The 22,848-nt window shown below is 57.2% G+C and carries 21 protein-coding genes; 19 read left to right on the plus strand and 2 right to left on the minus strand.

Annotation, left to right across the window (positions count from 1 at the left end; genetic code table 11):
• Positions 1–49: 49 nt before the first annotated feature.
• On the minus strand, positions 50–880 hold the full coding sequence (locus ACODR9_RS20485; protein ID WP_488811823.1) for an SPOR domain-containing protein: 831 nt from the start codon (positions 878–880) through the stop codon (positions 50–52).
• A 139-nt stretch (positions 881–1,019) separates the two neighbouring features.
• Here ACODR9_RS20485 and ndk point away from each other — a divergent pair, with 139 nt between their 5' ends.
• From ndk to ACODR9_RS20570, 17 genes are all read left to right on the plus strand, one after another.
• A complete protein-coding gene (gene ndk / locus ACODR9_RS20490) occupies positions 1,020–1,445 on the plus strand; it encodes a nucleoside-diphosphate kinase (RefSeq protein ID WP_159878740.1) in 426 nt (141 codons plus the stop codon).
• A 68-nt stretch (positions 1,446–1,513) separates the two neighbouring features.
• The gene (gene rlmN / locus ACODR9_RS20495) at positions 1,514–2,608 is read left to right on the plus strand and encodes a dual-specificity RNA methyltransferase RlmN (protein WP_287877177.1); all 1,095 of its coding nucleotides are present in this window, start codon (positions 1,514–1,516) and stop codon (positions 2,606–2,608) included.
• The gene (gene pilW, locus ACODR9_RS20500; protein WP_488811826.1) at positions 2,605–3,348 is read left to right on the plus strand and encodes a type IV pilus biogenesis/stability protein PilW; all 744 of its coding nucleotides are present in this window, start codon (positions 2,605–2,607) and stop codon (positions 3,346–3,348) included. The genes rlmN and pilW overlap by 4 nt, the downstream gene beginning before the upstream one ends.
• A gap of 2 nt (positions 3,349–3,350) precedes the next feature.
• On the plus strand, positions 3,351–4,289 hold the full coding sequence (locus ACODR9_RS20505) for a RodZ domain-containing protein (RefSeq protein ID WP_488811828.1): 939 nt from the start codon (positions 3,351–3,353) through the stop codon (positions 4,287–4,289).
• Positions 4,290–4,303: 14 nt separating this feature from the next.
• A complete protein-coding gene (ispG, locus tag ACODR9_RS20510; protein ID WP_488811830.1) occupies positions 4,304–5,587 on the plus strand; it encodes a flavodoxin-dependent (E)-4-hydroxy-3-methylbut-2-enyl-diphosphate synthase in 1,284 nt (427 codons plus the stop codon).
• A gap of 57 nt (positions 5,588–5,644) precedes the next feature.
• The gene (gene hisS / locus ACODR9_RS20515) at positions 5,645–6,916 is read left to right on the plus strand and encodes a histidine--tRNA ligase (protein WP_488811832.1); all 1,272 of its coding nucleotides are present in this window, start codon (positions 5,645–5,647) and stop codon (positions 6,914–6,916) included.
• Between the two features lie 18 nt (positions 6,917–6,934).
• Positions 6,935–7,564 (plus strand): YfgM family protein, encoded by a 630-nt coding sequence (locus ACODR9_RS20520; protein WP_488811834.1) that lies wholly within the window; start codon positions 6,935–6,937, stop codon positions 7,562–7,564.
• Positions 7,565–7,567: 3 nt separating this feature from the next.
• Positions 7,568–8,707, plus strand: coding sequence for an outer membrane protein assembly factor BamB (gene bamB, locus ACODR9_RS20525; protein WP_488811836.1), 1,140 nt, complete (start codon positions 7,568–7,570; stop codon positions 8,705–8,707).
• Between the two features lie 11 nt (positions 8,708–8,718).
• Positions 8,719–10,131 (plus strand): ribosome biogenesis GTPase Der, encoded by a 1,413-nt coding sequence (gene der, locus ACODR9_RS20530; RefSeq protein ID WP_488811838.1) that lies wholly within the window; start codon positions 8,719–8,721, stop codon positions 10,129–10,131.
• 89 nt (positions 10,132–10,220) lie between these two features.
• Positions 10,221–10,478: an RNA chaperone Hfq gene (gene hfq / locus ACODR9_RS20535; RefSeq protein ID WP_488811840.1), complete on the plus strand. Its 258-nt coding sequence runs from the start codon at positions 10,221–10,223 to the stop codon at positions 10,476–10,478.
• Positions 10,479–10,617: 139 nt separating this feature from the next.
• Positions 10,618–11,748, plus strand: coding sequence for a ribosome rescue GTPase HflX (gene hflX, locus ACODR9_RS20540; protein ID WP_488811842.1), 1,131 nt, complete (start codon positions 10,618–10,620; stop codon positions 11,746–11,748).
• Entirely contained in the window at positions 11,735–12,946 is a 1,212-nt protein-coding gene (hflK, locus tag ACODR9_RS20545) for an FtsH protease activity modulator HflK (protein WP_488811844.1), read from the plus strand. The genes hflX and hflK overlap by 14 nt, the downstream gene beginning before the upstream one ends.
• A 13-nt stretch (positions 12,947–12,959) precedes the next feature.
• The gene (gene hflC / locus ACODR9_RS20550) at positions 12,960–13,826 is read left to right on the plus strand and encodes a protease modulator HflC (protein WP_488811846.1); all 867 of its coding nucleotides are present in this window, start codon (positions 12,960–12,962) and stop codon (positions 13,824–13,826) included.
• 111 nt (positions 13,827–13,937) lie between these two features.
• Positions 13,938–15,089, plus strand: a complete 1,152-nt coding sequence (locus tag ACODR9_RS20555) for an ATP phosphoribosyltransferase regulatory subunit (protein WP_488811848.1) — start codon at positions 13,938–13,940, stop codon at positions 15,087–15,089.
• Between the two features lie 32 nt (positions 15,090–15,121).
• Positions 15,122–16,417 (plus strand): adenylosuccinate synthase, encoded by a 1,296-nt coding sequence (locus ACODR9_RS20560; protein WP_488811850.1) that lies wholly within the window; start codon positions 15,122–15,124, stop codon positions 16,415–16,417.
• A gap of 137 nt (positions 16,418–16,554) precedes the next feature.
• Positions 16,555–17,607, plus strand: a complete 1,053-nt coding sequence (locus ACODR9_RS20565) for an oxidoreductase (protein ID WP_488811852.1) — start codon at positions 16,555–16,557, stop codon at positions 17,605–17,607.
• A complete protein-coding gene (locus ACODR9_RS20570) occupies positions 17,604–18,095 on the plus strand; it encodes a heme-degrading domain-containing protein (RefSeq protein WP_488811854.1) in 492 nt (163 codons plus the stop codon). Before ACODR9_RS20565 ends, ACODR9_RS20570 begins: the two co-directional genes overlap by 4 nt.
• Before the next feature lie 12 nt (positions 18,096–18,107).
• Here ACODR9_RS20570 and ACODR9_RS20575 read toward each other — a convergent pair whose 3' ends face one another.
• On the minus strand, positions 18,108–19,268 hold the full coding sequence (locus tag ACODR9_RS20575; protein WP_488811856.1) for a cytochrome-c peroxidase: 1,161 nt from the start codon (positions 19,266–19,268) through the stop codon (positions 18,108–18,110).
• A gap of 290 nt (positions 19,269–19,558) precedes the next feature.
• On the opposite strand from ACODR9_RS20575, the gene acpA reads away from it, so the two are divergent.
• Both acpA and ACODR9_RS20585 read left to right on the plus strand, forming a co-directional pair.
• Complete coding sequence (gene acpA, locus ACODR9_RS20580) at positions 19,559–21,175, plus strand: acid phosphatase (protein ID WP_488811858.1); 1,617 nt, start codon at positions 19,559–19,561, stop codon at positions 21,173–21,175.
• Between the two features lie 170 nt (positions 21,176–21,345).
• A complete protein-coding gene (locus ACODR9_RS20585) occupies positions 21,346–22,725 on the plus strand; it encodes a DHA2 family efflux MFS transporter permease subunit (protein WP_488811860.1) in 1,380 nt (459 codons plus the stop codon).
• The last annotated feature ends 123 nt before the right edge of the window (positions 22,726–22,848 follow it).

The raw sequence follows: 22,848 nt of genomic DNA on the forward strand, positions 1-22,848 counted from the left end.
AAAGCCCGCCATCTTGCGATGGCGGGCCTGTATTGTGCTGAAGAAAGACCTATTGCCCGGCGGGTGCCAGCAGCGGGGTGTAGCCAAGGTTGCGCAGCTTGACCATGGCTTCGTCGGCTTCGGCGCGGTTCTTGAACGGGCCAAGCTGTACGCGGGTTTCGGTATGTGCCTCAATGCCCTTGGCTTTCAGCTCTTTCACTAGTTTTTCCGCATTGCTGGTGCTGGAGAACAGCCCCAGCTGCAGCTTGTAGCCCAGCGAACTGCCTTCTGGCTTGGCCTTGACCGGCGACACGCTCTGGGCCAGCGGTGTGGTTTCGGCAGTGGCTACCGTGGTGGCAGCGGGTTGTGGTGCGGCAACTGCCGGAGCCGACTTGCTGGCAGCACCATGGGGCGCAGCTGCCAGAGGGGCGGCGGCTGGGCTGGTAGTGCCCGTACCGGTGGCCGTTTTGCTTGCAGGCTTGCTGGCGGGCAGGTGGGAAACCGGCGGTGATACCGGCTTGGCACTGGCCACTGCCGGTGTTTTGCTGACATCCGGGGTTTGCGGGGGGGCGGCAAGGGGCGCGGCCGGCGATGGTGATATCCCGGCATCCGTCAGCGGTGCACTGGCCTCCACCACCGGGGCGCTGGCTGGGGCCGCTTCCGCGACGGGAGCCTCTGCCGCTGGTGCAGAACTTGGATTGACAATCTTGCCCGAGCTGCCTGCCGGTGTGCTGGCAGTCATTTCAACCTTGGGCTTTTTCATGCCATCCAGTACCGGAATGGCTGCCAGTGCCACGGCAACCAGACCGCCGGCAATCGCCAGGCGCTTTTTCAGCTTGCTGTTGAGGTCTTTTTCATCCGGCCCGGTGCCGGGGTCCTGCCCTTGATTTTGTTCTGTCATGGCCTTGAATTTTTATGCAGCAGAGGCTTGAAAAGGCTGGTAAAATATCGGGTTCCTCAGAATTGCGTAACCCGAGTGGATAAACTAAAGCCTAGTTTAGCCACTTGTTCTGTTATTTGGGAGTATTTGGGAGATTTTTATGGCAATTGAACGTACCCTGTCCATCGTTAAGCCGGATGCCGTCGCCAAGAACGTGATTGGCAAGATCTACGACCGTTTCGAATCCGCCGGTCTGAAAGTGGTTGCAGCCAAGCTGAAGCAACTGTCCCGCGCTGAAGCCGAAGGCTTCTACGCTGTGCACAAAGAACGTCCTTTCTTCAAGGACCTGGTTGATTTCATGGTTTCCGGCCCGGTGATGATCCAGGCTCTGGAAGGCGAAAACGCCGTCGCCAAAAACCGCGAACTGATGGGCGCTACCGATCCGAAAAAAGCTGACGCCGGCACCATCCGCGCCGACTTCGCCGAATCGATCGACGCTAACGCCGTACACGGCTCCGACAGCGCAGAAAACGCTGCCATCGAAGTGGCTTACTTCTTTGCCGCTTCCGAGATTTACTCCCGTTAATCTCGATTTGCCGTAATGGATGTATCTGGCGGCAGCCCTGTGGCTGCCGCTGTTTTACCGAGGACTGCATGAAAACCAACCTGCTCGACTTCAATCTGGACCAGCTGACCGAACACTTTGCCGCCATGGGTGAAAAACCCTTCCGCGCCAAGCAGGTGATGCGCTGGATGCACCAGATGGGCGAAGACGATTTCGACGCGATGACCGACCTGGCCAAGAGCCTGCGTGCCAAGCTGCACGAGCGGGCCGAGGTACGCGTGCCATCGCTGATGACCGGGCAGGCGTCCAGTGATGGTACCCGCAAGTGGCTGCTCGACGTCGGCACCGGCAACGGTGTGGAAACCGTGTTCATTCCGGAAGACGACCGTGGCACCTTGTGCGTGTCATCTCAGGTGGGCTGTGCGCTGGAGTGTACCTTCTGCTCCACCGGCCGCCAGGGTTTCAACCGCAACCTCAGCACCGCCGAAATCATCGGCCAGCTGTGGTGGGCCAACAAGGCCATGGGGATTACCCCGAAAAACGAACGCGTAGTGTCCAATGTGGTGATGATGGGCATGGGCGAGCCATTGGCCAACTTCGACAATGTGGTCAGTGCGCTGCAAATCATGCTGGACGACCACGGCTACGGCCTCAGCCGCCGCCGCGTGACGCTGTCCACCTCCGGCCTGGTGCCGCAAATGGACCGTCTGCGTGAAGCCTGTCCGGTGGCGCTGGCCGTCAGCCTGCACGCTCCCAACGATGCCATTCGGGATGAAATCGTCCCCATCAACAAAAAATATCCGCTCAAGGAGTTGATGGCCGCCTGCCAGCGTTATCTGGAAAAGGCTCCGCGCGATTTCATTACCTTTGAATACGTGATGCTGGACGGCATCAACGACCGCCCCGAGCACGCCCGCCAGCTGCTGGAGCTGGTGCGGGATGTGCCGTGCAAGTTCAACCTGATTCCGTTTAACCCTTTCCCGAATTCGGGGTACGATCGCTCCAGCAATAATGCAATCCGGATTTTCCGGGAAATGTTGCAGGAGCAGGGCTACGTGGTTACCGTAAGAAAGACCCGTGGTGACGATATTGATGCCGCTTGCGGGCAACTGGCAGGGCAGGTGATGGACAAGACCCGCCGTCAGGTCAAATGGATGCAGATCGCTCAGGAGAATGACGAATGATCACGTGGCGAATGTGGATGGCAGTGAGCCTGTTGGCGTATTCCTGTGTCTCATTCGCCGCGCCGGCCAACCGGAAACTGGCGGAAATCCGCAGCCAGCTGGCCGTTGAATATGCTTCACTCGGCAATTTGCCGGTTGCGCTGGAATCGGCTAACGAAGCCGTCGAAGCGGATGGCAGCTTTGTCGGCGCTTACCTGACGCGTGGCTATATCTTCAGTCTGATGCATCTGGATCCCGATGCGGAGCAGAACTTTCTGAAGGCATTGCAGGTCGATCCCTCCAGTCCGGAAGCCAATAACAACTATGGCCAGTTTCTGTGCGAGCATGATCGCCCGCGACAGGCAATGGACTATCTGGCCAAGGCAATCAGCAATCCGCTGTATCAGACACCACAAACGGCCTATCTGAACATGGGCCGTTGCAGCGTAAAGCTGGGTGAAACGACCCAGGCCAATGACTATCTGCTGACGGCTTTACGGCTTGTTCCCAATTATTTGCCTGCACTGCGTGAGCTGGCAGCCTTGCATCTGGAGCTGGGCAATGCCAAGCTGGCGTCCTTTTATTTCTCTCGCCTGCAGCAGGCGGCAGGCAACGCGCCATTGGAGGCCGATGTATTGTGGCTGGGCGTGCAGATTGCCAGAAAAGGGGGAGACCGGGCGCATGAGGCGGAGTATTCCGCCGTGCTGAAAAACCGATACCCGGACTCCAGAGAAACACAACTGTTGTTAAGCGGAAGCTGAAGATGGAACAGGACGCAAATGGCCAGCCTGCCGGCCTGGGTGTCGGCACTGCGTTGAAAGCAGCGCGCGAGCGTGCTGGCATGAGTCTGGGTGAAGTGGCAGACCGGCTGAAGCTCTCTATCCGGCAACTGGAAGCCATTGAACACGATGACTTCCAGCAATTGCCCGGTGCAACGTTTGTCCGTGGTTTTGTCAGGAATTATGCGCGGTTTCTCCGGCTGGATCCGGAGCCGTTGATGGCCAGGCTGGAGCAGCATTTTCCGTCGGCAGTCAATGACGTGGTCAACCTGGTCAAGCATGAACAACAGGCCGACCCTTCTGGCACGGCATCGCCCCTGTCGCGGGTTCCACCTCCGGCAGCCGCTGGTGGCAAGGCGGGGAAATGGCTGGGATTGTTGGCGGTGGCCGTGGTGGTTATCGCCGTGGCAGCCTGGTTTGCTGGCAGGCCGGACAAGCCGGTAGCTGCAAGCAGCCCGACGCTGCAACCCATGCTGACAGAACAAGCCGCATCGGCAGTTTCGGCATCAGCCGCCTCCAGCGCAGCCTTGCCGCAGAATGAGGCGGCTTCTGCGCCGCAAGCTGCGCCAACGGCCACGGTGCAGCCGGTCGCATCGGCCCCGGCGGTGGTGACGCAGCCAGCCCCGGCTATCAGCAAGCCACAGGCCAGTACGGCAAGTGCTGCGGATGCCGTATCGGCAGCCGCCTCGGGCAAGATCAGCCTCAGTGCCAAGCAGGCCGCGTGGATCTCGGTGATTGACGCCACCGGCAAGAAACTGCAATTTGGCACGCTGGAAGCAGGCGCCAGCAAGGAAATCAGTGGTACGCCGCCGTTCCAGCTGAAAATCGGCAATGCGGCGCAGGTGCAGTTGAGCTTTAACGGACAGGCCGTCGATCTGACGGACAAGATTCGCGGTACTACCGCCAAAATTGAACTCAAGTAAATGCGGATTGTTGCATGAATAGCGTGAATATCGCGCGACGCCCCACCCGTCAGGTACGTGTGGGGCATGTCTTGGTAGGCTCGGATGCGCCGGTTGTGGTGCAGTCCATGACCAATACCGACACGGCAGATGCCATCGCCACCGTAGAACAGGTTTATCAGTTGTCCCAGGCCGGCTCCGAGCTGGTACGCATCACGGTTAATTCACCGGAAGCGGCTGCGCGCGTGGCGGAAATCCGTCAGCGGCTGGATGACATGGGCTGCGATGTCCCACTGGTGGGTGACTTCCATTTCAATGGTGAGCGCCTGCTCAAGGAATATCCGGACTGCGCGCGTGCACTGGCCAAATACCGCATCAACCCCGGTAATGTCGGCAAGGGTGCCAAGGGGGATGACAAGTTTGCCTATATGATCCGCACAGCGGCGGAGCTGGATAAGCCGGTGCGCATCGGGGTCAACTGGGGCAGCCTGGATCAGGTGCTGCTGGCCCGCATGCTGGACGCAAACAATCGCAAACCCCAGCCTTTGCCGCTGGAACTGGTGATGCGCGAAGCGCTGATCGTGTCGGCGCTGGAATCGGCCGACAAGGCGATGGAGCTTGGCCTGCCGGCAGATAACATCCTGCTGTCGTGCAAGGTCAGCAATGTGCAGGACCTGATCACCGTTTATCGTGATCTGGGTAGTCGCTGTGACTTCCCCTTGCACCTGGGCCTGACTGAAGCCGGTATGGGCAGCAAGGGCATTGTGGCTTCATCGGCAGCGCTGGCCATTTTGTTGCAAGAAGGCATTGGCGACACCATTCGTATTTCGCTGACCCCGCAGCCGGGCGAAGCCCGTACCCGCGAAGTGGTGGTCGCGCAGGAATTGCTGCAAACCATGGGTTTGCGCAGCTTCACCCCGCTGGTGACGGCCTGTCCTGGCTGTGGTCGCACCACCAGCACCTTCTTCCAGGAGCTGGCCGACCAGATCCAAAGCTACCTGCGCGAGCAGATGCCTATCTGGCGCTTGCAGTATCCGGGTGTGGAAGACATGAAGGTGGCGGTGATGGGCTGTGTGGTGAATGGCCCGGGCGAAAGCAAGCTCGCCGACATCGGCATTTCCCTGCCCGGCACCGGAGAGGTGCCCGTGGCACCGGTGTATGTGGATGGCCAGAAGGATGTCACCCTGAAGGGCGACAGTATCGCGGCGGAATTCAAGGCTTTGGTGGACAACTATGTTCACAGCCGTTTTGGCGAGGGTGGCAGCAAGCGCCGTGAAGTAACGGCCAGCCGCACCATTCCGATCGTCGCGCAACGCTAAGGCCGCAAGCGGCCACGTAGCGACAAGATCAACCGAATAGCAAGAAAACGTAATCAAATGGCGCAAAAATTGCAGGCAATCAAGGGCATGAATGATGTGCTGCCCGCCGAGTCGTACCAGTGGGAATTTTTTGAAGGTGTATTGCGCAAGCTGCTGGCCGATTACGGCTATCAGAATATCCGTACGCCGATTGTAGAAACCACACCGTTGTTTGTCCGGGCCATTGGCGAAGTGACCGATGTGGTCGAAAAGGAAATGTATACCTTTGTCGACAGCCTCAACGGCGACAGCCTGACGCTGCGTCCTGAAGGGACGGCAGGCACCTTGCGTGCCGTGGTGGAACACACCCTGCTGTACAACACCACGCAGAAGCTGTGGTACATGGGCCCGATGTTCCGCCACGAAAAGCCGCAAAAAGGCCGCTACCGCCAGTTCCACCAGATGGGTATCGAAGCGCTGGGCTTTGCCGGCCCGGATATCGACGCCGAAATCATCGCCATGACGGCAGACCTGTGGCAGCGCCTTGGCCTGAGCCAGTATGTCCGTCTGGAAATCAACTCGCTGGGCAATGCCGAAGAACGCGCGGCCCATCGTCAGGCACTGATTGCCTATCTGGAAGGCTTTGTCGACATTCTGGATGAAGACGGCAAGCGCCGCCTGTATACCAACCCGCTGCGCGTGCTGGATACCAAAAATCCGGCATTGCAGGACATGGCCGACAATGCGCCGCGCCTGTCGGATTATCTGGGCGAGCAATCACGCGCCCATTACGAGGGCTGGAAGGCGATGATTGCCGCGCTGGGCATCGCCTATGTCGAGAATCCTCGCCTGGTACGTGGCCTGGATTATTACAACCAGTCCGTGTTCGAGTGGGTGACTACCGAGCTGGGCGCACAGGGTACGGTCTGTGCCGGTGGCCGTTACGATGGCCTGATTGAACAGCTGGGTGGCAAACCCGCCCCTGGCATTGGTTTTGGCATGGGCCTGGAGCGCGTACTGCTGCTGTTGCAGGACAAGGGTCTACTGCCGGCGGCACGCAGCGTGGATGTTTACATCGTGCAGCAGGGCGATGGTGCCGCTGTGTATGCCATGAAACTGGCACAGCAGCTACGGGGTGCCGGTTTGTCAGTCATCCAGCATTTGGGTGAAGGCAGTTTCAAATCGCAAATGAAAAAGGCCGATGGCAGCGGTGCAGAATTTGCCGTCATCATCGGTGAAAACGAAATGGCGGCAGGTCAGGCCGTGGTCAAGCCCATGCGTGCAGAAGCGGCACAGCAGACCGTGGCGCTGGATCAGATTGTTCCGACCATTACCGCGATCAAGGCTTGACATAAGGGGGGGTGCGCAATGGCGTACGACTTGCAGGAACAGGAACAGATCGACTCCATGAAAGCCTTCTGGCAACAATGGGGCAAACTGATTGGTGGTGCGGTACTGGCCGTCAGCGTGGCTTACCTGGGCTATAAGGGCTATGGCTACTATCAGGCAGCACAGGCCAGCAAGGCTGCCGTGGTATTTGCCGATGTGGAGCAAGCAGCCCAGACGCAGGATGTTGGCAAGGTGAAATCGGCGGCAGCACTGTTGCAGTCCGACTATGCCGGTACGGCTTATGCCGCAGATGCCGCCTTGCTGGCCGCCAAGCTTGCGTTTGAAAAGAACGATCTGGCCACAGCCCAGGCCCAGCTTGGCTGGGTAGTGCAGAATGTGAAGGATGAATCCATGGTGGCGGTGGCGCATCTGCGTCTGGCCACCATCCAGCTGGATCAGAAGCATTACGATGCCGCCATTGCAGAACTTGGTCAGGCCCACCCTAGCGCATTTGATGCATTGTTCCTTGATTTGAAGGGCGATGTGCAAGCTAGCAAGGGCGACAAGGCCGCTGCGCGTGATGCATACAAGGCCGCCTTGGCCAAGCTGGTGGGAGAATCGCCCAACCGCCAGTTCATTCAGACCAAACTCGACGCACTGGGAGGTTAATTGATGCGCCGCCAATTGCTGGTTACTGCTGTTCTTTCCTCGTTCCTGCTGGCCGGCTGCGCCAGCTGGTTTGAAAGTTCTTCCGCTGCAAAACCCACACCACTGGCGGCCATCAAGCCCATCCAGGCCCTGAATGTGAAGTGGAGCCTGTCGCAGGCCGCATCTGGTAATGCCTTCTCCCCGGTGTATGCCAACGGGAATGTGGTATCTGCCGATGCTTCCGGTCGCATCCGCACCGTGGATGCGCTGTCCGGCCGGGTCAGCGCCGAGGTTTCCCTCAAGCGTGATCTGTCCACTGGCGTCGCTGTTGCTGGCGACACCGTGATTGTTGGAACCCAGGATGGCAAGCTGCTGGCCGTTGAGCGCAGCAGCGGCAAGCAGCTGTGGGAGCAAACCCTCACCAGCGTGGCACTGGAAGCCCCGCAAGTGGCTGCCGGCATGGTGGTGGTCCGCAGCAATGATGGTCGCCTGACTGGCTTTAGCCTGGCCGATGGCAAGCAACAATGGTCGGTAGCCCACACGCAGCCGCAACTGCTGGTGCGTAATACCGGCTCCATGCAGGCCGTGGGTAATGAAGCAGTCATGGTGGGCCTGCCTGGCGGCAAGCTCGACATCATCAGCCCGGCCAATGGCAATACCCTGTGGGAAGGTGTGGTTGCCAACCCGCGCGGTGCCACCGAGCTGGAACGCATCACCGACATTACCAGCCGCCCGGTCTACGATGCCGGCCAGGTATGCAGCGTGGCCTACCAGGGCCGTGTCGCCTGCTTCGATGCCAAGAGCGGCAGCCTGATGTGGGCAAGAGAGCTGTCATCCAGCCGTGGTGTGGCACTGGATGCCGGCAAGCTGTATGTCACTGCAGAGGACGGTTCGGTGTGGGCTTATGATCGCACCACCGGTCGCAATCTGTGGAAAACCGACGCACTGAAATTCCGTAATGTATCTGGCCCCGCCATGCTCGGACGTTTTGTTCTGGTGATCGATGGCGAAGGCTATGGCCACCTGCTGTCCAACGAGAACGGCAGTCTGGTGGGCCGTGTGAAACTAGGCAGCGAAGGTACCGTCGCCCAGCCCGTCTCCCTGGGCTCTTCTGCCCTGGTGCAGGGGCAGAATGGTCGCCTGTCGCTGCTGTCGATTGAGTAAAAGCTGTAACCATGAAACCAACCGTAGCGCTGGTCGGCCGCCCCAATGTGGGCAAGTCGACCCTTTTCAACCGGCTCACCCGCAGCCGTGACGCCCTGGTCGCCGACCAGCCCGGCCTGACCCGCGATCGCCATTACGGCCATGGTCGTGTGGGGGAGAAACCGTATCTGGTGGTGGACACCGGTGGTTTTGAACCCGTGGTCGATGAAGGCATCCTGTTTGAAATGGCCAAGCAAACCCTGCAGGCTGTGGATGAAGCCGATGCCGTGGTGTTTCTGGTGGATGGTCGCACCGGGATCACCCCGCAGGACAAGATCATTGCCAACCGCCTGCGTCAGATCGACCGACCGGTCTTTCTGGTCGTCAACAAGGCCGAAGGCATCAGTCATGCCATTGCTGGCGCCGAATTCCACGAACTGGCACTGGGCCAGCCGCTGGTCATTTCCGCCGCACATGGTGATGGCGTCCGCGAGCTGATGGAGATGGTGCTGGAGGACTTCCCGGAGGAAGTGGAAGAAGAAGACCGCTATCATCCGAAATTCGCCGTCATCGGTCGCCCCAATGTGGGCAAGTCCACGCTGGTAAACGCCATTCTGGGCGAAGAGCGCGTCATTGCCTTCGACCAGGCCGGCACCACGCGTGACAGTATCTATATTGATTTCGAGCGCGAAGGCCATACCTACACCATTATCGATACCGCCGGTGTGCGGCGTCGTGGCAAGGTGAACGAGGCTATCGAAAAGTTTTCCGTCATCAAGACCATGAAGGCGATTGAAGACGCCAACGTCGCGGTACTGGTGCTGGATGCGCAGCTGGATATTTCCGAGCAGGATGCCACCATTGCCGGTTTTGCCCTTGAGGCAGGCCGGGCGCTGGTGGTGGCGGTTAACAAGTGGGACAACCTGGATTTCGAACAAAAGGAAACCATCAAGCGGGATATCGCCCGCAAGATCAGCTTCCTGGATTTCGCCAAGTTCCACTACATCTCCGCCATTGAAGGCCGTGGTGTGGCTGATCTGTTCAAGTCCATCGACGAAGCCTATCAGGCTGCCATGGTAAAACTGGCTACGCCTAAGCTGACTCGTGTGCTGAATGTTGCAGTTGAGCGTCAGGCTCCGCCGCGTTCGGGCCTGATGCGCCCCAAGATGCGTTATGCTCACCAGGGCGGGATGAATCCGCCTATTATCGTCATTCACGGCAATGCGCTGGATGCGATTCCGGCAAGTTATACACGATATCTGGAACATACCTTCCGTAAAGTGTTCAAACTGCAGGGCACACCATTGCGTGTACAGTACAAAACCTCGGAAAACCCCTTCGATACTGAAGATTCCAAGGAAAAGTCCAGAGCCAAGCCCAAACCGATGTCCAAGCTGCGTGGACGCGAGAAGGAAGTGCGCTGGGGCAAGAGTGGTAAAAAATAGTAGGCTGGGTTTTTTTCTGCTAAAAATAAGCATGCCAGCCGGGTTTAAAAGATTACTTAATACAACAATCAACGATTCGGAGAAAACGAATGAGCTCTAAAGGGCAAATGTTACAAGACCCGTTCCTGAATATTCTGCGCAAGGAACATGTGCCGGTTTCCATCTACCTGGTAAACGGCATCAAGCTGCAGGGTCAGGTCGAGTCTTTTGACCAATACGTCGTGCTGTTGAAAAACACGGTGACCCAGATGGTATACAAGCACGCCATCTCCACCGTGGTACCGGCCCGCCCGGTAAACATCCCGCACGAACATCCGGGTCAGAAGCCGGATCAGCAAGAAGCCTGATCAGGCTGAGCGCTGTATCCTCCACGGGCCGCCAGGCTGTGTCATTCTGACACGGTTTGTCGGCCTTTTTTCATGCCAGGTCCGGCTGCAACAGTGCTGATTTGCTGCAGCAGAACCTTCTTCTACGGTTTCGAATACTGTGTTTGATCGTCCCGATATTGGAGACCAGGCTGTACTGGTCTGTCTGGATTTTGGTGATCCGGATCATCAGGAAAATGTTGCCGAATGTGCCGAGCTGGTCCGCTCTGCTAATGTCACCGTCACCGGCATCATCCAGGGCAAGCGCCAACGGCCGGATGCCGCCTTGTTTGCTGGCAAGGGCAAGGTGGAAGAAGTCGGTGTGATGGTACGGGCAACCGGTGCCAATGTGGTGATTTTCAACCACCAGCTGTCACCGGCACAGGAACGTAATTTGGAGCGTGCCTTGCAATGTCGGGTCATCGACCGGACTAGCTTGATTCTGGACATCTTTGCCCAGCGCGCCCGCAGTCATGAAGGCAAGCTGCAGGTGGAACTGGCACAGCTCTCGCACATCGCCACCAGGCTGGTGCGCGGCTGGACTCACCTTGAACGTCAGAAAGGCGGTATCGGCCTGCGTGGTCCTGGTGAAAGCCAGCTGGAAACCGACCGCCGTTTGCTGGGTAACCGGGTCAAGGCACTGAAAGAACGTCTGGCCCAGGTACAAAAACAGCGCAACACCCAGCGTAGAGGACGGCAGCGTACCGGTATTGCTTCGGTATCCATTGTTGGTTACACCAACGCGGGTAAGTCCACCTTGTTCAATGCCTTGACCAAGGCACGTGCCTATGCAGCTGACCAGCTGTTTGCCACCCTGGATACTACTAGCCGCAAACTGTTCCTCAATACGGAAACCTCCATCATTGTTTCCGATACTGTCGGTTTTATCCGGGATTTGCCGCATACCCTGGTTGCTGCTTTCCGCGCCACACTAGAAGAAACCATTCAGGCCGATTTGCTGCTGCATGTGGTGGACTCATCCAATCCACTGCGTGATGTGCAAATCGAAGAGGTCAACAAGGTATTGGCAGAAATTGGTGCCGAGTCCGTGCCGCAGCTGATTGTGTGGAACAAGACCGATTTGCGCCAGTTGCCTGCAGCCATCGAGCGCGATGAACTGAATGAAATCCAGAGCGTTCGGTTGTCCGCGCTCACCGGAGAAGGGTTGGAACTCTTGCGTGAAGCCCTTGCCGAACGTCTGCAGTCACCTGATAACCAACACGAAGAACAAGACGAATATGTCGCAGAATGATCCAAACCGGGGGCGTCAGGGCAGTGATGGCCCGCCGGATCTAGACGAAGTTTTCCGCAACTTGAATCAGCGTCTGGCGCGATTGCTGGGCGCGCGACCTCCTGCTGGCGGCCAGCCAGGCCCAGAGCCAAAGGCCGCCTTCAAGGGAGGGGCTATTGCCGTTGTCGGTGTGCTGGCAGCCCTATGGCTGGGCAGCGGTTTTTATGTTGTGGATGCCAAAGAGCAGGGCGTGGTGTTGCGCATGGGCAGTTTTAGCCGCGTAACCGATCCTGGCTTGCAGTGGCATGCCCCTTATCCTTTTGAGAAGGTGGAAATCGTCAACCTGACCGAGCTGCGCAGCGTGGAAGTGGGTTATCGCAGCAATGCCAAGAACAAGGTGCCGGAAGAGTCGTTGATGCTGACGGCAGACCAGAACATCATTGATGTGCAATTGTCCGTGCAATACGACGTTAAAGACCCCAAGGCCTTCCTATTCAATAATGCAGCGGCAGACCGCAATGCCAACGATATCGTCAAGCAGGCAACCGAAACCGCAATTCGTGAAGTGGTCGGGCGCAACAAGGTGGATTTCGTGCTCAATGAAGGCCGGGCCCAGATTGCTGCTGACGCACAAAAAGTAATTCAGGACATTCTGGATCGCTACGGCCTGGGCGTACGCATTGCCAAGGTCAACATCAACGCGGTACAACCGCCAGAGCAAGTGCTGGCTGCTTTTGACGATGCGGTCAAGGCCGGTCAGGACAAGGACAAGCTACGCAACGAAGGTCTGGCTTACGCCAACGACGTGGTACCCAAGGCCAAGGGGATGGCTGCCCGGCTGGAGCAGGAAGCCGAAGCCTACCAGCAGAAAGTTGTCGCACAGGCTGAAGGCGATGCCTCACGTTTCAAGCAAGTGTTGTCGGAATACAACAAGGCACCCAAGGTCATGCGTGACCGCCTTTATCTGGACATGATGCAGCAAGTGATGAGTTCCACCAGCAAGGTAATTGTCGATCAGAAGGGCGGTAACAGTCTGCTTTATCTGCCGTTGGACAAATTGACTCAGGCCGCCACTTCTGCGGCATCCAATGGTGCTTCCGTTGCGGCTTCGACACCAAGTACTGCACCGGCTACCACCCCGCCGGCTCCGGCTGCACGCAACAACAAGAGTGGCCGTGACTTTGGTCGCAGCCGTGACATTCTCGGTGGGGAGCGCTGACATGCAAAAACTCATGCCAACCTTACTTGCCGTACTTGCCATCCTGTTTCTCGCCAGCCTGTCGCTGTTCACCGTCGATCAACGCCAGTACGCCATGGTGTTTCAATTTGGTGAGGTAGAACGTGTTATCAAGCAGCCAGGTATTCAGTTCAAGATCCCCCTGCTGCAGAATGTGCGCTATTTCGATAGTCGCGTACTGACCATCGATGCCGAAGCACCGGAGCTGTTCAACACCCGCGAGAAGAAAAACGTGCTGGTGGATAGCTATGTAAAATGGCGCATTGTCGATGTCGAACAGTTCTACAAGAGTGTGGGTTCGGAAGCCGCTGCGGTTGCCCGCCTGAAGCAAACCATCAATGACGGACTGCGCGCCGAGTTCGGCCAGAAGACGGTTGCTGATGTGATTTCCGGCAAGCGCGACGAGGTAATGGAGACAGTTCGCAAGCGCGCTGACGCAGATGCGCGTAAAATAGGCGTGGAAATTCTCGATGTGCGCTTAAAACGTGTCGATTTTCCGGATAAAATAAGCAGCTCTGTCTATGACCGCATGCAGTCTGAGCGCCGTACCGTCGCCAGCCAGTTGCGCAGCGAAGGTGCAGCAGACGCCGAACGCATCCGGGCTGAAGCAGAGAAGCAACGCGACGTCATCCTTGCCGAGGCCTACAACAAGGCACAGCAGCTGAAAGGCGCGGGCGATGCCAAGGCGGCGGCAATTTATGCTGAAGCGTATGGTCGCAGTCCGGAGTTCTATGCCTTCTGGCGCAGCATGGATGCCTACAAGGAATCGTTCAAGAACAAGAGCGATGTCATGGTGCTGGACCCGAACAGCGAGTTCTTCAAGTACTTCAAGAACCCGCAGGCTGCCAGCAAGGGCAAGTAAGCGTTGTCTTGATTCCACAATCAGTTTTCATGACTGGCCGGACACCCCGGCCAGTTTGCCGTAAACAGGGCGGGGTGATGAATCCCGCCTTTTATTTGTCGAAAACGGAATATGCGTAACTGGCTGTTACCCGAATACATTGCGGACATTCTGCCCGCCACTGCCCGCCAGGTAGAGTCTGCCAAGGCGGCAATGCTGGAACAATTCCGCTGTGCAGGCTATGAATTGGTCCTCCCGCCGCTGATCGAATACGTCGATTCGCTGATCGCTGAAGGCGATACCGCGCTGGATCTGAAAACCTTCAAGCTGGACGATCAACTCTCCGGTCATCAGCTTGGATTGCGTGCGGATATTACGCCGCAGGTGGCACGTATCGACGCCCATCTGCTGGGCCATCGCACTGGCGTGACCCGCCTGTGCTATGCCGGCAGCGTGGTGCATACCCGTCCAAATGGCTTGATGAGCTCGCGCCAGCCCATGCAGGTTGGTGCCGAACTGTACGGCTATGCCGGTATCGAGGCGGACATCGAAATCATCGAACTGATGCTGTCGACACTGGATCAGGTCAAGGTGCCGCAGCTGCGTTTGGATGTGGGCCATACCGCCATCTTCCGTGGCCTTGCCAATGCGGCTGGCCTGTCGCCACAGGCCACGCGTGAATTGTTTGCCGTGCTGCAAAATAAGGATGCCGCCAGCATTGCCGAACAAGTTGCCAGCCTGGCTGAGCCATATCGCTCAGCCTTCCTGGCCCTGCCAGAGCTATATGGCCCGGCAGCCGTGCTGGAAAAAGCCCGTACCCGTCTGCCGTCTCTGCCGGAAGTCGAGCTGGCACTCATGCAACTGACCGCCATTGCCCGTGCATTTGAAGGCCGTGTTGCCATCAGCTTTGATCTGTCCGAGCTGCGCGGTACGCACTACCATACCGGTTTGATTTTTGCTGCCTATGCCCCTGGCTGGGCGGTAGAGCTGGCCCGTGGTGGCCGCTATGATAATGTCGGTCGCCGTTTTGGCCGCGCCCGTCCTGCTACTGGTTTCAGTCTGGATCTGCGCGACCTGATCCAGATTCTGCCGGAGCGCGGTAGTGCCATGGGCATTCGCGTTTCCAATCGCCACCTTCCCGCAGCGCAGGCAGAAGTCGAGCGCCTGCGTACCAGTGGTGAAGTGGTGATCATTGATTACCTGGGGGAATCAGCCGAAGCCATCGGCTGCAACCGTGAACTGATTCCGGCCGCTGATGGCTGGCAGATCGTCCCGTTTAACTGATTTTTAGTTTGACTGAAGAAGAGGTTTTTCCAATGTCCAAGAATGTTGTCGTGATCGGTACCCAATGGGGTGATGAAGGCAAGGGCAAGATCGTTGACTGGCTGACCGACCACGCACGTGCTGTGGTACGTTTCCAGGGTGGTCACAATGCTGGCCATACTCTGGTGGTAGGTGGCAAGAAAACCGTGCTACGCCTGATTCCGTCCGGCATCCTGCGTGAAGGCGTGGAATGTTTCATCGGTAACGGTGTGGTGCTGTCGCCTGAAGCACTGCTCAAAGAAATCGACGAGCTGGAAGCTGCTGGCGTTAACGCCTCGGCCCGCCTGAAGATTGCCGAAGGCTGCCCGCTGATCCTGCCCTACCACGTTGCCCTGGATCAGGCGCGTGAAGCTTCGTTGGGCGCTGGCAAGATCGGCACCACTGGCCGTGGCATTGGCCCTTGTTATGAAGACAAGGTAGCCCGTCGCGCGCTGAAGGTGATCGACCTGTTCAACCCGGAACGCTTTGCCAGCAAGCTGAAGGAAAACGTTGATTACTACAACTTCCTGCTGACCAATCTGCTGAAGGCCGAACCGGTAAGTTACGAAGAAATCCTGGCCAATACCATGAAGCTGGCCGAGCGCATCAAGCCGATGGTCGCCGATGTATCCCGCACCCTGTATGACATGGACAAGGCTGGTATCCCCATCTTGTTTGAAGGGGCACAAGGCACGCTGCTGGATATCGACCACGGTACCTACCCGTTTGTCACCTCGTCCAACTGTGTGGCCGGTGCCGCCGCTCCGGGTGCTGGCGTACCGCCGCAGATGCTGAGCTATGTGCTGGGCATCGTGAAGGGCTACTGCACCCGCGTGGGTTCTGGTCCCTTCCCGAGCGAGCAGGAAAACGAAATCGGTACCTTCCTGGCCAAGCGCGGTAATGAGTTTGGTTCGGTGACCGGTCGTCCGCGTCGCTGTGGCTGGTTTGATGCAGCTGCACTGAAGCGCTCCATCCAGATCAACGGTGTATCCGGTCTGTGCGTGATGAAGCTGGACGTGATGGATGGCCTGGAAGAAATCCAGCTGTGTACTGGCTATATGCTGGATGGCAAGAAAATCGACATCCTGCCCTTCGGTTCCGACGCGGTGACCAAGTGCGAACCGGTATACGAAACCATGCCGGGCTGGACCGACTCCACCGTTGGTGCCAAGCGCTGGGAAGATCTGCCGGCCAATGCCCAAGCTTATCTGAAGCGTATTGAAGAAGTCTGTGGTGCGCCAATCGATATCGTTTCCACCGGTCCTGACCGTGAAGAAACCATCGTGCTGCGCCACCCCTACGGGCTGTAATTGCGCTCCACTCCACAAAACCCACCCATGGCGGTGGGTTTTTTTATGCGCCAACACCGGTAAGATAGCGCTAACATTGATGGCGCAGTCTCTTGTCACCCAGCCATACCCCAGTATGAGCTCTTCCCGGAAAAGACATGTCCACACCTCTGAACGCTGTACTGCTCGGCTATGGATATGCCGGCAAAACCTTCCATGCCCCATTGATTGCTGCCTGCCGGGATTTACGCTTGTATGGCATTGTCAGCAGCAAGCCTGAACAGCTGGCCACTGACTGGCCTCTGGCACGTGGCTGGCCAACGCTGGAGCAGGCTTTGCAGGATACCGCAGTCGATCTGGTCGTCATTGCAACGCCGAATGATTTGCACTTCCAGCAGGCGCAGGCAGCCTTGCTGGCAGGTAAGCATGTGGTGGTGGACAAGCCCTTTACCGTCACGGTAAGCGAGGCAAGGCAGCTGGATGCCCTGGCTAGCAAGCAGGGCCGGTTGTTGTCGGTATTTCATAACCGGCGCTGGGATGCGGATTTTCTTTCCTTGCAGCAAGTATTGCAGAGTGGTCGGCTTGGGCAGATCAGCCAGTTTGCGTCACATTTTGATCGTTACCGGCCAGAAGTGCGCCAGCGCTGGCGCGAGCAGGGCGGAGCTGGCAGCGGCTTGTGGTATGACCTGGGACCGCACGTTCTGGATCAGGCCTTGCAGTTGTTCGGGCAACCGCTAGGCGTCAGTGCGTATCTGGCCGCACAGCGCCAGAGTGCCAAGGCAACTGACTACTTCCATGTGCAGCTGCGTTACCCGTCTACCCACGTCGTGCTGCATGGTTCATGCCTGGTGAGTGGTGGCATCCCGCGTTTTGCCGTGCATGGTGAACTGGCCAGCTATATCAAGTACGGATTGGATACCCAGGAAGCGGACTTGAAGCAGGGCAAGCCGGCAGGCGGGGCAGACTGGGGTGTCGATCCTCTGCCAGGTCAGTTGATCGTGGCTGAAGGCGATGTCTCCCGAACCGAGCCGCTGGTTAATTTGGCTGGCGACTATCGTTGTTACTATCAGCAGATTGCAGCTGCCATCCGGGGCGCTGCCGGTAATCCGGTAACCGCGACTGAGGCCGCTCATGTGATGGACTGGCTGGAAAGAGCGGTACACAGTGCAGAGCAGGGCAGGGAAGTGCTGGCCGAGGAGATATTGGCATGAGTCTCGAACAGGATTTGCAAATCATTGCCGCGCAGGAAGCGTGCCTGCAGTTTGAGCAGTTTGATGCCGATATGGCATGGCAACTGGGTTGTCTGCTACGTGAGGAGGCGGTGCGGCGTGGTGCTACGCTGGCCATTGTGGTGATGGTCAATCAGATCCGGCGTTTCCACTGTTTGATGGCAGGTGCTACCGCCAATAATGAAGACTGGGCGCGTCGCAAGCATAATGTGGTGCAGAAGTTCGAACGCAGTTCTTTGGCTGTAGGGTTGGATTTGCAACGGCAACAATCCAGCCTGCAGGAGAAAAACGGTCTGTCACTGGCCGATCATGCCACACATGGCGGTGGCTTCCCGCTACGGCTGCGTGGCAGTGGCTGCATCGGCTCCGTTGTGGTGTCTGGCTTGCCGCAGCGGGAGGACCACCAACTGGTGGTTGAGGTTCTCTCCACCATGCTGGGCAAGTCGGATGTGCCCGCCCTGACGGTATAAGTAGTCAAATAACTAGCGTGCTGTCTTCGCTGGCCGAGCATCTGCATCGCTAAGCGTACTCAGGAAAGCTAGCATATCGCTGATTTCACTTTCACTCAGCGCAGGCTTGCCGCCCTTCTTTCCGCCAAAGGGTGCTTCTCGGTTAATGTTGGCGTGATAGCTGACCGGCAGGTCATCAAATACGGATGGCTTGCCATTGGCTTGGACCGAATACCACTTTTCCGGCTGGGTATCGCGGCTGGCATAAAACTCCAATACCTGGCGTAAATCATGGAGCACGCCGTTATGGAAAAAGACCTTGCGAGTAGCGACATTACGTAATGAGGGGGTGCGGAATAGCCCGCAATACTCTGCTTTCTGCATATCCTGACGCAGTGGTCCGCATAAGCCCAGATCGTAATATTCCGGATCTTGGTTGACCGTCAGCTGGCGGTTACGCGGTACGCCCAGTGCGATCAGGCCAAAATCACTGAATGCAGGAAATGCCCCATCGGCCTGACGTTCGCTCAGATGGCAGGCCGCGCAGTTACCCTTGTCAGGGGCGTTGAACAGTTGTAGTCCGCGTAATTCCTGGCTGCTGAGTGCGGCTTTGCCTCTGAGCCAGTCATCGTATTTGCTGCTGTAGGGGTAAAAGTCGGCTGGACTTTGCTGGAACACCTCCAGCGCCAGTACCAGTTTGTCGAATGCCTGCTGTCGCTTCTGGAAAATATCCTTGCCAAAGACAGCCGCAAAGGCAGCGGCACTCGGGCTCTCCTGTAATTGCCTTATCACCTGATCACTACTGCTATTGGCCATTTCATTGGCCGCCAGTAGCGGAATGCGTGCCTGCTCGTGTGTGCTGGCCGCACGACCATCCCAGGTAAAACCGCCGGTTGGACCTGCATCCTCACTGTCATTGCCATCGTTATCGCGAAAGTGCTCACTAAACGGTGGAACCGTCTGTAAATAGCGCAATGACGGTACCGCGCGACTGCCCATCTGTTTGCCATCGATACCGCCAAACTGAACTGACCGGCCATCCGCAGGACCATAAGCATGTTCCGGGCTGTGGCAGCTGGCACACGATTGCTTGCCACTTGCCGATAGTGCGGGTTCAAAGAATAGCTGGCGTCCAAGCTGGCTGAGCTGTTGGCTCTCTTGTTGCGAGCTGACCGCATAAATGCCTGAGCGCATACTGGCCTGTTGCTGCCCTCCGGTCTGCTGGCATGCACCAAGGCTGCAGATAAGCAGAAAACCAAGCAACAAAGGTAAATGGAGTCGTTCAGAGCGTTGATACATGGTGATTGATCATCAAAGATAGTGTTGCAACATAGCGCAGTTTCATCACGGCGTGATGACACAGTCACCCTTACTCCGGTCAGTGGCTTGTCCCTTGCCTGGCGCAATACTCTGGGTTTTTAATCCATCATCATCGTGCAACAAGGTGAAGGCACAATCGGCAGTCTCAGCATAAGGAAATGGACATGACATACTGCAAGCCCCTGTTGGCCCCGATCGCACTGGCAATTGCGGTTGCTGGTTGTAACAGCATGCCCGCAACAGCGCCGGTGACCACCGGCTCCCTTGATGCCATTCAGAATGTGGTGGTGATTTTTGCGGAAAACCGTGCGTTCGATAATCTGTATGGCCTGTTCCCCGGTGCCAATGGTATTCCTGGTGTAAATCCATCTTCCCGTGGCAGCTATGTGCCGCAGAAGGATTTTGATGGTTCAGTACTGCCGGTACTGCCACCGACATGGGGTGGGCTGACCGCTGCCGGACAGGCCGTCACCTTGCCGCAGTCGCAAACCATGGGTTGGCCAAACCGTCCTTTCCCGCTGGATGATCCCAAGGGGGTGCAAGGCAGCACCACCGTCGTGTCGCAGGAGGTGACGACGCGAGATCTGGTGCATCGCTTCTATAACAACCAGATGCAGATCAATGGCGGTACCAATGACAAATTTGCGGCTTATTCCGATGCCGGCGGTCTGAGCATGGCTTATTACGACGGCAGCAAAATGGCCTTGTGGAAGCTGGCGCGTCAGTACACTTTGGCCGACAACTTCTTCATGGGTGCATTTGGTGGTTCCTTTCTTAATCACCAATACCTGATCTGTGCCTGTGCACCACAGTATCCCCATGCCGATGCGGTGGACTCTCCCGCTCGTGATTCCATTTCTGCCATCGACACGGATGAGCAGGGCCGCTTCTTGCGCCTGACTCCCGCCCCCGGTGCCAAGGCATCTGTTCTGGATGGCAAGGCAACTTACAAGAACGACGGTAACCTGACGCCAAAAGACAAGCAGGGCATGTTCTACGCGGTCAATACCATGCAACCGCTATACCAGCCCAGCGGTAATGCGCCTGCGGCCAATGGTAGCAGTCAGTATGCAGATACGGCCAAGGCAACAACATTGCCGGCACAAACCGGCCCAACCATCGGCGACAGGCTCAGTGCCAGAGGTGTCAGCTGGGCATGGTATGCCGGTGGCTGGAATGCGGCACTGGCTGCGCGCAGCAATATTTACAACGGAAGTACGCCAAACTTCCAGCCGCACCACCAGCCTTTTAACTATTACGCTGATTTCGATCCGCAGACCCGGCAGGCAAATCGTCAGGCGCATCTGAAGGATTTTGATGCAGAATTCTTGCAGGCTGCACAAACCGGCAAGCTGCCAGCGGTTTCATTCTATAAACCGCAAGGTAATGTCAACCAGCATGCAGGCTATGCCAGCGTGGCGGATGGTGACGAACACATTGCTCAGGTGATTGCCCGCCTGCAGCAGAGCCCGCAGTGGAAAAACATGCTGATCGTGGTCACTTACGACGAAAACGGCGGTATCTACGACCATGCACCCGTTCCGCAAGGCGACCGCTGGGGGCCTGGTAGCCGTATTCCTGCCATCATCATCTCTCCGTATGCCCGTAAAGGCTTTGTCGATCACACGCAGTATGATACCGGCTCCATCCTGCGCTTCCTGACTCGCCGTTTCGATCTGCAACCCTTGCCTGGCGTTTTGGAGCGTGATGCCGGCTTGCGTGCCAATGGTTCGGTACCAATGGGGGATCTCAGTAATGCACTGAACCTGCCACAGCACTGATACTCGCAGGCCGGATAAACAGGGCAGCCGTGAGCTGCCCTGTTGCATTCAGCTTGTACGCAACATTTGTTTGTAACATCCTTGCTGCTGGATTTGGTCAAGCTGTTAGACTGAAATTCGATTCACGCATCAGTACACATGACACCATGCAGTTTCTTGTTGCCAGCGGCATGCTGACGCCGCTTATCATTGCCACCGCGCTATTCATGGAAAACATGGATGCCACGGTGATTTCCACCTCCTTGCCCGCCATTGCACAGGATTTGCTGGTTGACCCGGTAGCACTCAAGCTGGCGCTGACCTCTTATCTGGTGAGCCTTGCCGTATTCATTCCGATCAGTGGCTGGATGGCAGACCGTTTTGGTGCCAGACGTATTTTTCGTTCAGCCATTTTGGTTTTCATGGCGGGCTCCGTCCTGTGTGGGCTCAGTGCTTCGCTTGAGTCTTTTGTGCTGGCACGCTTCGTGCAGGGGATAGGCGGGGCCATGATGGTGCCGGTCGGGCGCTTGGTCATCCTGCGCACCACGCGCAAGGATGAACTAGTCAGAGCGCTAAGCTATCTGACTATTCCAGCCCTGCTGGGGCCGGTAATCGGCCCGCCGCTTGGGGGCTTCATCACTACTTATTTCCACTGGCGCTGGATTTTCTTTATCAATATACCGATTGGCATTCTTGGCATGCTGTTGGCTGGGCGTTATATCGAAAATCTGCGTGATGAGAATGTGCCGGCATTGGACAAGACCGGCTTTGTATTGACGGGTGTTGGTCTGTCTCTATTGATGCTGGGATTGGCGACCGAAGGCAAGCATATGTTGTCAGCGACGCTGTCTCTGGGCGTTAGTGTGCTGGGGCTCATCATGCTACTGGGGTATCTGCTGCACTACCGGCGCGTGAAAGAACCGCTGCTTGATTTGTCTTTGCTACGGCTACCCACCTTTCATGCCAGTGTCTTGGGTGGTTTTCTCATTCGTATGGGAATTGGTGCCACCCCGTTTTTACTGCCTTTGATGTTGCAGCTGGGTTTTGGCTACTCCCCCTTCGAGTCTGGCTTGCTGACTTGCTCCACGGCGGTGGGGGCCATCTTTATGAAAACCATCGTCTCCAGGGTGCTGGAGCGATTTGGTTTCAAGAGCGTGCTGAGCTGGAATGCGGTGTTTGTTGCCCTGTCGATGGCTGCGTATGGTTTATTTCGCCCTGATACACCCCATTGGGTGATGTTGCTGGTGTTCGTGCTGGGTGGGTTTCTGCGCTCGCTGCAATTTACCAGTCTGAATGCAATTGCATTTGCCGATGTCGGGCAGGTGAAAATGAGCCACGCAACCAGCTTGTCCAGCGTAGCCCAGCAATTGGCCGCTGGTTTTGGTGTTACATTTGCGGCCATGAGCTTGCAGGTGGTCGCCGGTATCCAGGAGCACATTGTCTTGCAGAGCAGCGATTTCGCATGGTCTTTTGTGGTGATGGGAGTACTGACCCTGCTTTCGGTCTTCTTCTTCTGGCGCCTGGATCGCAATGCAGGTGCTTCATTGGCTGTGCGTGCTGAGGAAGGCTAGGCACAAGAAAATTGAACGAGACACGCAGCAATGGAAAAAGCCGTTGATCAGAGATCAACGGCTTTTTATTGGTGCCCAAGAGAAGACTCGAACTTCCACACCCTTGCGGGCGCTAGGACCTGA

The sequence above is a fragment of the Aquitalea sp. FG25 genome (assembly GCF_057809375.1).

What these genes read in the sequence shown, in the direction of transcription:
- ndk (WP_159878740.1), top strand. Translation starts at nt 1,020, where the DNA reads ATGGCAATTGAACGTACCCTGTCCATCGTTAAGCCGGATGCCGTCGCC.
- hfq (WP_488811840.1), top strand. Translation starts at nt 10,221, where the DNA reads ATGAGCTCTAAAGGGCAAATGTTACAAGACCCGTTCCTGAATATTCTG.
- acpA (WP_488811858.1), top strand. Translation starts at nt 19,559, where the DNA reads ATGACATACTGCAAGCCCCTGTTGGCCCCGATCGCACTGGCAATTGCG.
- ACODR9_RS20485 (WP_488811823.1), bottom strand. Translation starts at nt 880, where the DNA reads ATGACAGAACAAAATCAAGGGCAGGACCCCGGCACCGGGCCGGATGAA.
- ACODR9_RS20555 (WP_488811848.1), top strand. Translation starts at nt 13,938, where the DNA reads ATGCGTAACTGGCTGTTACCCGAATACATTGCGGACATTCTGCCCGCC.
- ACODR9_RS20570 (WP_488811854.1), top strand. Translation starts at nt 17,604, where the DNA reads ATGAGTCTCGAACAGGATTTGCAAATCATTGCCGCGCAGGAAGCGTGC.
- der (WP_488811838.1), top strand. Translation starts at nt 8,719, where the DNA reads ATGAAACCAACCGTAGCGCTGGTCGGCCGCCCCAATGTGGGCAAGTCG.
- ispG (WP_488811830.1), top strand. Translation starts at nt 4,304, where the DNA reads ATGAATAGCGTGAATATCGCGCGACGCCCCACCCGTCAGGTACGTGTG.
- hisS (WP_488811832.1), top strand. Translation starts at nt 5,645, where the DNA reads ATGGCGCAAAAATTGCAGGCAATCAAGGGCATGAATGATGTGCTGCCC.
- pilW (WP_488811826.1), top strand. Translation starts at nt 2,605, where the DNA reads ATGATCACGTGGCGAATGTGGATGGCAGTGAGCCTGTTGGCGTATTCC.
- ACODR9_RS20505 (WP_488811828.1), top strand. Translation starts at nt 3,351, where the DNA reads ATGGAACAGGACGCAAATGGCCAGCCTGCCGGCCTGGGTGTCGGCACT.
- hflK (WP_488811844.1), top strand. Translation starts at nt 11,735, where the DNA reads ATGTCGCAGAATGATCCAAACCGGGGGCGTCAGGGCAGTGATGGCCCG.
- rlmN (WP_287877177.1), top strand. Translation starts at nt 1,514, where the DNA reads ATGAAAACCAACCTGCTCGACTTCAATCTGGACCAGCTGACCGAACAC.
- bamB (WP_488811836.1), top strand. Translation starts at nt 7,568, where the DNA reads ATGCGCCGCCAATTGCTGGTTACTGCTGTTCTTTCCTCGTTCCTGCTG.
- ACODR9_RS20575 (WP_488811856.1), bottom strand. Translation starts at nt 19,268, where the DNA reads ATGCGCTCAGGCATTTATGCGGTCAGCTCGCAACAAGAGAGCCAACAG.
- ACODR9_RS20565 (WP_488811852.1), top strand. Translation starts at nt 16,555, where the DNA reads ATGTCCACACCTCTGAACGCTGTACTGCTCGGCTATGGATATGCCGGC.
- ACODR9_RS20585 (WP_488811860.1), top strand. Translation starts at nt 21,346, where the DNA reads ATGCTGACGCCGCTTATCATTGCCACCGCGCTATTCATGGAAAACATG.
- ACODR9_RS20560 (WP_488811850.1), top strand. Translation starts at nt 15,122, where the DNA reads ATGTCCAAGAATGTTGTCGTGATCGGTACCCAATGGGGTGATGAAGGC.
- hflC (WP_488811846.1), top strand. Translation starts at nt 12,960, where the DNA reads ATGCCAACCTTACTTGCCGTACTTGCCATCCTGTTTCTCGCCAGCCTG.
- ACODR9_RS20520 (WP_488811834.1), top strand. Translation starts at nt 6,935, where the DNA reads ATGGCGTACGACTTGCAGGAACAGGAACAGATCGACTCCATGAAAGCC.